11 protein-coding genes are annotated in these 8,901 nt (G+C 69.5%); 4 read left to right on the top strand and 7 right to left on the bottom strand.

Features of this window, described 5'->3' with window-relative positions; all coding sequences use genetic code 11:
* Nucleotides 1-31 precede the first annotated feature (31 nt).
* Nucleotides 32-850 (bottom strand): ABC transporter permease, encoded by an 819-nt coding sequence (locus ABZ319_RS39125; protein ID WP_354991644.1) that lies wholly within the window; start codon nt 848-850, stop codon nt 32-34.
* A complete protein-coding gene (locus ABZ319_RS39130; RefSeq protein ID WP_354991645.1) occupies nt 847-1,785 on the bottom strand; it encodes an ATP-binding cassette domain-containing protein in 939 nt (312 codons plus the stop codon). Before ABZ319_RS39130 ends, ABZ319_RS39125 begins: the two co-directional genes overlap by 4 nt.
* A 161-nt stretch (nt 1,786-1,946) precedes the next feature.
* On the opposite strand from ABZ319_RS39130, the gene ABZ319_RS39135 reads away from it, so the two are divergent.
* Both ABZ319_RS39135 and ABZ319_RS39140 read left to right on the top strand, forming a co-directional pair.
* A complete protein-coding gene (locus ABZ319_RS39135) occupies nt 1,947-2,585 on the top strand; it encodes a PadR family transcriptional regulator (RefSeq protein ID WP_354991646.1) in 639 nt (212 codons plus the stop codon).
* Between the two features lie 56 nt (nt 2,586-2,641).
* Entirely contained in the window at nt 2,642-3,451 is an 810-nt protein-coding gene (locus ABZ319_RS39140; protein ID WP_354991647.1) for an SHOCT domain-containing protein, read from the top strand.
* A gap of 34 nt (nt 3,452-3,485) precedes the next feature.
* Here ABZ319_RS39140 and ABZ319_RS39145 read toward each other — a convergent pair whose 3' ends face one another.
* On the bottom strand, nt 3,486-3,695 hold the full coding sequence (locus tag ABZ319_RS39145) for a hypothetical protein (protein WP_354991648.1): 210 nt from the start codon (nt 3,693-3,695) through the stop codon (nt 3,486-3,488).
* A gap of 220 nt (nt 3,696-3,915) precedes the next feature.
* Here ABZ319_RS39145 and ABZ319_RS39150 point away from each other — a divergent pair, with 220 nt between their 5' ends.
* On the top strand, nt 3,916-4,731 hold the full coding sequence (locus tag ABZ319_RS39150) for a SigB/SigF/SigG family RNA polymerase sigma factor (protein ID WP_354991649.1): 816 nt from the start codon (nt 3,916-3,918) through the stop codon (nt 4,729-4,731).
* Between the two features lie 4 nt (nt 4,732-4,735).
* On the opposite strand, the gene ABZ319_RS39155 is transcribed toward ABZ319_RS39150, so the two are convergent.
* The 4 genes from ABZ319_RS39155 to ABZ319_RS39170 form a co-directional block, all read right to left on the bottom strand.
* A complete protein-coding gene (locus tag ABZ319_RS39155) occupies nt 4,736-4,942 on the bottom strand; it encodes a hypothetical protein (protein WP_354991650.1) in 207 nt (68 codons plus the stop codon).
* 131 nt (nt 4,943-5,073) lie between these two features.
* On the bottom strand, nt 5,074-5,841 hold the full coding sequence (locus tag ABZ319_RS39160; protein WP_354991651.1) for a siderophore-interacting protein: 768 nt from the start codon (nt 5,839-5,841) through the stop codon (nt 5,074-5,076).
* A 530-nt stretch (nt 5,842-6,371) separates the two neighbouring features.
* Complete coding sequence (locus tag ABZ319_RS39165) at nt 6,372-7,472, bottom strand: saccharopine dehydrogenase NADP-binding domain-containing protein (protein ID WP_354991652.1); 1,101 nt, start codon at nt 7,470-7,472, stop codon at nt 6,372-6,374.
* 129 nt (nt 7,473-7,601) lie between these two features.
* The gene (locus ABZ319_RS39170; RefSeq protein ID WP_354991653.1) at nt 7,602-8,447 is read right to left on the bottom strand and encodes a DUF1206 domain-containing protein; all 846 of its coding nucleotides are present in this window, start codon (nt 8,445-8,447) and stop codon (nt 7,602-7,604) included.
* A gap of 167 nt (nt 8,448-8,614) precedes the next feature.
* Here ABZ319_RS39170 and ABZ319_RS39175 point away from each other — a divergent pair, with 167 nt between their 5' ends.
* A complete protein-coding gene (locus ABZ319_RS39175; RefSeq protein WP_354991654.1) occupies nt 8,615-8,845 on the top strand; it encodes a hypothetical protein in 231 nt (76 codons plus the stop codon).
* Nucleotides 8,846-8,901 lie beyond the last annotated feature (56 nt).

Genomic DNA, 8,901 nt, shown 5'->3' on the forward strand with positions numbered 1-8,901 from the left:
CGGTCGTTCGCACGACCGCACCGCGCACCCGCTAGCCGCTCAGATCCCGGAATCGCTTGACCGCGAGCGGGAAGAACACCGCGATCAGCCCCAGCGGCCAGAGCAACGCGAGCAACTCCGCGTGCGCGCTAGCCCAGGAGTCACCGGCCGCGACCGGATTGCCGAACAGCTCGCGCACCGCGGTCGCGGTGGCAGACATGGGATTCCACTCCACGACCGCGCCGAGCCAGGACGGCATCGATTCGGGGGAGGCGATGGCGTTCGACAGAAAACTGATGGGCCACACCAGAATCTGCACGGTCTGCACGAGTTCCGGTTTGCCCGCGACCATGGCCAGGTAGATCCCGATCCACAGCATGGCGAAGCGCAGGAGCAGCAGCAGGCCCATCGCCGCCAGGAAGGCCGCCACGCCGCCGTGCCAGCGCCAGCCGATGGCGTAGCCGACGGCCACCATGACGGCCAGTCCGAGCACCGACTGCAGCATGTCCGCGATGCTGCGCCCGACCAGCACCGCGCCCGAATGCATGGGCATGGAACGGAATCTGTCTATGACGCCCTTGCCCAGGTCCTGGGTCACCGCGGTCATGGTCGACTCGAGCCCGAACGCCATGGTCATGGTCAGCATGCCGGGGACCAGGTAGGCGGTGAAGTCCCCGTCGATGGCACGACCGCCGCCGATGAGGTAGCTGAACATCACCAGCAGCATGACCGGGAACACGAGCCCGACCACCACCTGCACCGGCTGGCGCGCCCAGTGCGCCAGTTCCCGCCTGGTCATGGTCCAGCAGTCGGAAACGGCCCACAGCGCTGCCGAGCCGGCCGCCGGGGCGGCGCCGTACGTGGTGGTCACGCCACCTTCTCCTTCGTCAGTTCCATGAAGACCTCGTCGAGGGTCGGCCGGCGAATCGCTATGTCCCGCGCCTCGATTCCCGCCTCCTCGAGTGCGCGCACGACCCCGGTCAGCGCCCGCATGCGGTCGGTGACCGTCGCGCTGAGCAGTCGCCGATCCTGATCGATCAGCACGTCCCCGGGCAGCAGCGCCGCCGCGCGGGTGAGCTGGTTCGCGTCGTGCAGCACCACGTCGATGCGGTCGCCGCCGGTCCGGGATTTGAGGTCGTCGGCGGTGCCCTCGGCGATCACCCGGCCGTGGTCGATCACGGTGATCCGATCGGCCAGCTGATCGGCTTCCTCCAGGTACTGGGTGGTCAACAGGACGGTGGTGCCGCCGTCGACCAGGGAACGCACCGCGTTCCACACCTCGGTGCGCCCGCGCGGATCGAGCCCGGTGGTCGGCTCGTCCAGGAACAACACGAGCGGTTCGGAGATGAGCGAGGCCGCCAGGTCGAGCCGGCGCCGCATGCCGCCGCTGTAGTGCTTGACCGCCTTCGACCCGGTGTCGGCGAGCCCGAACCGGGCCAGCAGTTCGTCGGCCCGCACCCCTGCGCGCCGCGCGCCCAGGTGGTAGAGCCGCCCGAACATCTCCAGGTTCTGCCTGCCGCCGAGTTCCTCGTCGACCGCAGCGTGCTGCCCGAGCAATCCGATTCGGGTGCGCGCGATCTCGGGGTGCGCGCGCACGTCGACCCCGGCCACTTCGACCCGGCCCTGTTCGGGCCGGAGCAGGGTGGACATGATGCGCACGGCCGTGGTCTTGCCCGCGCCGTTCGGGCCGAGCACCGCCTGCACGGTGCCCGCGCGGACGGTCAGATCCAGGCCGTCCAGGGCCTGTTTGCCGCCGTATCTCTTTCGTAGGCCTTCGACGAAGATCGCCGGGTTGTCGTAGGACAAGAAACACCCCTGCCGTTCGGTGCCCGCGTTCGACCGGGGCGGTCCGCGTCGGCCGCCCTATTAGTCAAACTTGATTACCCGACCAACGTACGCGCCGCCGCTGCATCTAGTCAAGATTGAATAGTGCTAGCCTGGGCGCACTCACCCGGAGGGAGATGTCCATGTCGGCGATCCGATTGCTGGTGCTCGGCGCGGTTCGCCAGCACGGCCGCGCGCACGGCTATCAGGTGCGCAACGACCTGGAGTTCTGGGGCGCGCACGAGTGGTCCAACGCCAAGCCGGGCTCGATCTACCACGCGCTCAAGCAGATGGCCAAGCAGGGACTGCTGCTGGCGCACGAGGTCGCGCCCAGCACCGTGGGCGGACCGCCCCGGGTGGAATACGAGATCACCGAGCGAGGCACCGCGGAATACCGGGCGCTGCTGCGGGAGGCGCTGACCTCGTACGACCAGAAGATGGATATGCTTTCGGCCGCAATCGGATTCATGGTCGACCTGCCGCGCGCGGAAGCCGTCGCCCTGCTGCGCGAGCGCATCGCCGGGCTCGAACGCTGGCGGGCCTCGGTGACCGAGCACTACATCCCCGAGGACGGCCCCGGGCAGCTCGGGCACATCGGCGAGATCATGAACATGTGGGTGCACTCGGCCGACAGCGAGGCGGCCTGGACGCACGGCCTGATCGACCGGATCGAAAGCGGCGCATACACGTTCGCGGGGGAGGGTGATCCGTTCGTCGGCGTGCTCGCCGCGGACGAGCCGAACCCCTTCGCCACCGGGCCGCACCCCGGCGACCTGGGGTAGCCCGCCGCGCGTCACCTGTCCCGCGGCGACATCGCCCGGGCCGCTACGATCCTCGCGTGGGGATAGTGCGCAACGTGGCGATTCGGGTGCTGGCGCCGTACGAGCAGGCGTACCCGGCCATCGAGCACGGCATGAGCGCCCTCGGTGTGGAGATCACCCGGCGCGGCAATCCGCTGCTGGCGGAATCCAAGCGCTCCCTGCGCAAGAACCGCTGGGCCGCTACGCTTTCGGCGGGTTTCCGGCCCGAGAGCCCGTCCTCGACCGTGATCGAGTGGACCGTCGACATGATGGGCAGCAAGCACATCGAGCTGATCGACGACATCACCGCGGCGGGCGGGCTGCCCATCGACGATCACGGCCTGACCGCCGCCCTGGACCGAATCGGGAAGCTGGGCTGGCTGTTCGGGCACCGCGAGGCACGCTCGCTGTCGGAGTACATCAGGCTCGACGAGTACGTGATCGAACTCGCGCAGGGTCTGTTCGACGATCAGCGGCAGGGGATGCTGGTGCTGACCACGCGCCGGATGTTCTTCTTCGACAAGGGTCTGCTGAGCGCCTCGGTGGAGGAGTTCGCGCTGGACGCGGTCGTGGCGCTGGGATTCTCGACCCAGCCGGGCGGGGAGACCGTCACCATCTCGACCTCGCGCTGGATGGCGTCGGTCGCCCAGATCGCGCACGGGCGGGGTGAGGCGTTCGTCGCGGCCTTCCGGCGGCTGAAAGCCGAAGCCGGTGGCGGGGGAGCGCAGCGCGCGCCCGTGGGGGACATCGCCGAGAATCTGCGCAAACTCGGGGAACTGCGGGACGCCGGGGTGCTGACCGAGGGCGAGTTCGCGGCCAAGAAGGCCGAGCTGCTCGCGCGCATGTAGGCGCTGCGGTTCCGGCGCGTGCGGACCGGAACCGTCAGTGCGTGTCGGTGGGCAGGGCCAGCATCTGGAAGGTCATGACCAGGGCGCCGAGCAGGCCGGCGGTGCCGGTCAGCGCGGTGAGCGCCGAGCCGGTGAGCAGGGTCAGTCCGAGGAAGAAGAACAGGCACAGGGCCAGCGCCACGGCGGTGCTGGTGCGATCGATCCTCGTCGTATTCCGGGGGTGATTACGTGAGTCGATGATCATGTCCTAAGCGTTCCCCATCGAATTGTTTATCAAACCGTGATTGGTGAAAACAGCTGATTCCACGCCTCGTCTCCGCAGGTGAGGGGCAACTTATTCGCGGTGATTCGGGCAGATCGCCCGGTGTGGGCCATCTCGCGCCGGGTTGTTTCGATCCGGTCGGACCGGGTAGAGATTAGAAATACCCACGTTTTGTACGGGACACCGCACCGAGGGGCTGAACATGTCAACTGAATACACCGCACGACCCGCCACCCGCAGTACACGCAAGGGAAGCGACACCTACGACAACCTGGAACCCCGGCTCGCCGAGCTCGCGGCCCTGGATCCACAGGATCCCGGCCGGGCCCGTCTGCGCGATGACATCATCGCCGAGGCCATGCCGCTGGGTGAGCACATCGCGCGCCGCTACGCCGGCCGCGGGGTCGACTACGAGGATCTGGCGCAGATCGCCGCGCTGGGCGTGGTGCTCGCGGTGGACCGTTTCGACCCCGAGCACGGCTCGTCGTTCCTGGGTTACGCGATTCCGACCGTGATGGGCGAGGTCAAGCGGTACTTCCGGGACAGCACCTGGGCCGTGCGCGTGCCGCGCCGGTTCAAGGAACTGCAGCAGCAGCTCACCACGGCGATCCCGCAGCTGTCCCAGCGTCTCGGGCGTGAGCCCACCGCCCGTGAGCTGGCCGATCACCTCGACGCCGATCTGTACGAGATCACCCAGGCGCTCATCGCCCGCAACAGCCGTACCGCCGATTCCCTCGACACCCGGGTCACCGGCACCGAGGACGGCGCGACCTTCTCGCCCGCGGATACCATCGGCGACGTCGATCCCGGCTTCGCGCTCATGGAGGATTCGCTCACCGCGGGTCCGTTGCTGGCCGCGCTGCCCGAGCGCGAGCGCCGCATCCTGATCTTGCGCTACGGCCAGGAGAAGACCCAGGTGCAGATCGCGCAGGAGCTGGGCGTATCCCAGATGCAGATCTCGCGCATCCTGTCCCGTGTGCTGAAAGACCTGCGGACCCAGGCGCTGCAGGCCGCGTAACCCCTCACGCGGCCGGCCGCACCCCGGAATCGCCCTGTCGCCGCACGTGTTCGACGAGTTCGATGAATTCGTCCAGCGCGGCGAGCGCGGACCACTCGTTCCGCGCGGTGAGGCCCGGGAATCGATCCGAACAGGCGACGTAGGCGGCCTCGCCCGCCGACCAGCTCACCCGCACGGCGGGCGCCGAGTCGGTTCGATCGATGGTGTTCATGGTGGTTTCCTGCTCTCTCGCAAGCGATTCAGACCCTCGATTCAACCCGCGCCGTCGGGTGCGCCGCGGATCCTTACGGATCGCGCGAGCTCGTGCGCGCGAATTTATCGCTTCCTTTGCGGGCGTGGTGGCTACTCCATTCCGGTGCGCCCGGGCGTCCAGAACGGTTTCGTGCGAACGGCCCGGCGATCCCAGCCGCGCTCGTCGATCAGGATCCGGCGCAGTCGCTGGATGGTGCGGGCCTCGCCGGCGAGGTAGGCCACCCCGGGCCGGTCCGGCAGCGGCAGGGCGCGCAGCCCGGCGGCCAGCGTCTCGGAGTTCGCGGCCCCGCCCGCACCTCGCTCCACCCCGGTCAGATCGCGCGGCAGCGCCAGGTGCCCGGCGGCGGTGGCGGCCTCGACCACGCCGTGCACTTCGGCCCCGGTGGGCAGGGAGCGCAGCATGGCGGCGAACGCGACCGACGCGGTCTCCTCACCCGCGAACAGGTGATACGGCGCGTCGTCCCGGACGACGAAATTTCCCTGGGGCCTGGTGAAATGCACGGTTTCCCCGATGCCGGTGTCGCGCGCCCACCGCCGCGACGGCGTCAGCGTCCCCGGCTCCGTATCGTGCTCGAATCGCACGATATCCAGGGTTCCCGCCACCGGATCGGCGTTGTAGACGGAGTAGGCGCGCAGCGCGTCGTGCGGATGAAAACGCAAGAGCGTCTCGGCGAATCCGCCGACCTGGATCCGAATATGCTGTCCCGCTTGCCAGCTCAGCCCGCGCAGCCGCGGACCCTGGAACCGGATGCGCCGCAGCGCCGGCGTCAGGTCCTCGAATTCGGTCACGGTCGCCGAGAGCAGCACCGCGTCGCGCAACGCGCCGATGAGCGGGAAGGTGTCGTCACGAGCAGCCACAGAGTTCTCCGTACGTCAGCGGTGGTTCCGATCGCGCACGGCGCCAAGCCCTTTCCCCGCGCGCGCAGGCCACGCCCGGCGACGGCCGGACCCGGCCGGGAGCGGACCGACGCCGGCGGGCACCCGGTCGCTCACCCTCGGTAAGGGTACCCTTACTTTGCCTCGATGGGTGAGCTACCTTCGCTTCGCTGAACCGTTCTCCGGTAATCGACGGCCCGCGTGACCCAGCGCGCCCTGCAGGCAAACTTCCGTCGTCATTTCGACACCATTCCGCTGGGCTACCTGCGCCGCGTCCTGCTCGAACACGCCCACCGCGAGCTGAAGGCCGCCGAGCCACCTGCCGCCCTTGTGAACCCGAGTCCGCAGGTTCTGCGAGGCCGAGCCGATCCGCTCGTGAGCCGAGCTGTGCCGCAGCGCGATTCGGACGATCGATGCGCAGACACCGGCGGGTTCAGTTCGTGTCGCCGCCGGTATCGTTGCGCCGCAAACGTCGAGCCAGGCGACAAGGCCCGCGCACCCGGGCTATTCGCTCACCGCGCGGAGTCGGCCGGGTAGCGGGACCATCCCGCGGCGGTCACCGCCGCGTCCAGTTCCGCGAGACCGAAGGCGTCCACCGGGCCCAGCGCCCCGGTGCCGCGCAGCCCGCCCTCGAGCGCCGTGTGCGCGCCCCAGGCGAGGATCGCCGCGGTGAAGTCGTAGGGGTCACCGCCTGCGAGAGTGACTGTCGCCGAAGTCTTTCCGTTCGCATCGCGCGCCTCGGCCACCGCCCAGGTCCGGGTGCGCTCGCGCGACTCGGCGCCCGGGCCGCCGGTGGACCCCTGCACGGCACGGGTCAGGACGCTGTCCAGGCCACGCTTGAGCGCGGGTACCTTCCCCACGGCCGCGGTGAAGCCGGATCCGGCGCGCAGGCCCTGTGCGATGGGTGTCGGCAGACCCAGATACACCCCGACCTCGCGTACGCCCGGGTACGAGCGGGTCAGCGCGAGTTGCTCCGAGCCGGGGATCGACACCCCGGTCCGCGCGGCTCCGGCCACATCGAACGAGTGCAGTCGCGCGCCCGCGCGCTCGGTCACGATCCGCCCGTCGCGCAGTGCGAAACTGGGTTCGAACAGCATTCCGGCGATCGAGGCGCGGGTTCCCCCGCTGGTGCGCGGGTTGTCGGCGAAGTAGCCGATATCCACGCGCGCGGCGCCGGGCGCGGCCGCCAGGGCCAGCGCGCCGGCCAGATTGCCCGGGACATAATCGAATCCGAACGCGGTGAGCAGCGCCGAACCGGCGGCTCGCGCCCGGTCGTCGTGCTCGAACACGGTCCGGATGAACGGCCCCTCGCCGGTGGAATCGAGGTAGTGCGCCCCGGCGTCGATGGCGGCGGCCAGCGCCGGGCCGCCGTGTCGCAGGAACGGCCCGACCGTGCTGATCAGGACATCGCCCGGCCCGAGCAGCGCCCGCACCGACGCGGGGTCGGCGACATCGGCGACGGCGGTTCGCGCACCGCCGAGATCGGCCGCGAGCTTCTCCAGGGCGGGTCCGTTCCGCCCGGCCAGCACGGGTGAAACACCGCGCGCGACAAGGGCTTCGGCCGTCAGCCGGCCGGTGTATCCCGTCGCCCCGAACACCACAATCTTCGCCATCGCCGCCTCCTCGCCGTTGTCGTATGTCTAGCACGCCGACTGTGAGATAGATAGGGCCGGACTCTCTTATCGCCTCGTGGCCGGCGGCCGGGCGCCGGCGTCATCCCGCCGTCCCCGGCCTCGACCCGGCTACATCTTCGCGAGCCGCGCCATCACGATGTTGTACAGCCCGTAGGTGATGATCCCGAGTCCCGCGGCCACCAGCAGCGTCGCGCCGTAGGGCTGCGCGCCAAGGGTTTTGAGCGCCCCGTCCAGCCCCGAGGCCTTGTCCGGGTCGGACTGGCTCACGGCCAGGATCACCAGCGCCCCGACGGCGCCGATCGCCAGCCCCTTCGCGATGTACCCGGCCGTGCCGAGTCGCTGCACCAGCTTGCTGGGCGTGCCCTTCAGGTCCTTCAGGAACCGTCGCGTCGCGCCCTTGTAGACGTGGTAGCCGCCGACGCCGATGATGACCGCGCCACCGATGATCAACAGCGCCGTTCCCGCGGTGTTCTCCATCAACCGCGCGGTGAGGCTCTTGCTCTCGCCGCTGCTCGACTTGCCGCGCCCGCGTGCGAAACCGAATGCGGTGAGCGCGAATCCGAAGTAGATCACGGCCACGGCCGCGGCCTTGATTCGGTGCACGGCCTCGGATTTCTTGCTGTCGGCCTGCGGCTCGGAAGCCTTGCCGAACACCGCTTCGGTCAAGCGCCACAGCGCCATCAGCGTGAAAGCGACCACGCCGATCCACAGGGCAACTCCGCCACCGGGTTTCGCGGCCAGCTCGGCCATGGCCCCGGACTGGTCGGCGGTGCCGCCCCCGTTGCCGAGCGCGAGGCGGATGGCGAGGTACCCGATGAACAGGTGCACGATTCCGCTCATCACGAATCCCGCGCGAGCGAATCGCGCGAAATTCGGGTGCTGCGCCATCCTCTCGACGCTGGACGACGAATACGAGCTGTCAGGTCTGCCGGTCCGGGTAGACGGTTCGGTCATCGAAAATCCTTTGATCCCATACGAACTGGACCGTCAGCGCATACCCGGGCACGGATCGCCGAAACAGGCGCGGCAGATCGCCCCCGCCCCCCGCCGCCACCGTTTCGACTCGGCGGTGGCGGGTACCACCCGGTCGAGCCCGTGCCCATCGAGAATGGAAGTCGAGGATGAACCCGATCCCGGTCCCGCCCACTTCACCCGAATCCGACGATCTGCTGCCGGACGCCGAGCAACTGCGCGAGGAGGCCGACGCCGCCGTGGCCGAAACGAGCGTGCGGGTCGTCGGCCGCGGCCTGCAACTGGTCCACAGCGCCAAACGCCACCCCGTGCCCCTCACCGCCGCAGCGGCTTCCGGCGCGGTCCTGACCTGGTGGGCGCTGCGGCGCAGGCGTTCGTGACCGTCCGCCGGCCCCGCTCCGGAGCGTGACCGCGCTCCGGAGCGTGAAAACGGCCG

This window comes from Nocardia sp. NPDC005978, assembly GCF_040614455.1.
GTDB lineage: Bacteria > Actinomycetota > Actinomycetes > Mycobacteriales > Mycobacteriaceae > Nocardia.

Bases quoted from the DNA above. Each gene is read 5' to 3' on its own strand.
- ABZ319_RS39135 (WP_354991646.1), top strand. From the start codon at position 1,947: ATGTCGGCGATCCGATTGCTGGTGCTCGGCGCGGTTCGCCAGCACGGC.
- ABZ319_RS39145 (WP_354991648.1), bottom strand. From the start codon at position 3,695: ATGATCATCGACTCACGTAATCACCCCCGGAATACGACGAGGATCGAT.
- ABZ319_RS39150 (WP_354991649.1), top strand. From the start codon at position 3,916: ATGTCAACTGAATACACCGCACGACCCGCCACCCGCAGTACACGCAAG.
- ABZ319_RS39155 (WP_354991650.1), bottom strand. From the start codon at position 4,942: ATGAACACCATCGATCGAACCGACTCGGCGCCCGCCGTGCGGGTGAGC.
- ABZ319_RS39165 (WP_354991652.1), bottom strand. From the start codon at position 7,472: ATGGCGAAGATTGTGGTGTTCGGGGCGACGGGATACACCGGCCGGCTG.
- ABZ319_RS39170 (WP_354991653.1), bottom strand. From the start codon at position 8,447: ATGACCGAACCGTCTACCCGGACCGGCAGACCTGACAGCTCGTATTCG.
- ABZ319_RS39175 (WP_354991654.1), top strand. From the start codon at position 8,615: ATGAACCCGATCCCGGTCCCGCCCACTTCACCCGAATCCGACGATCTG.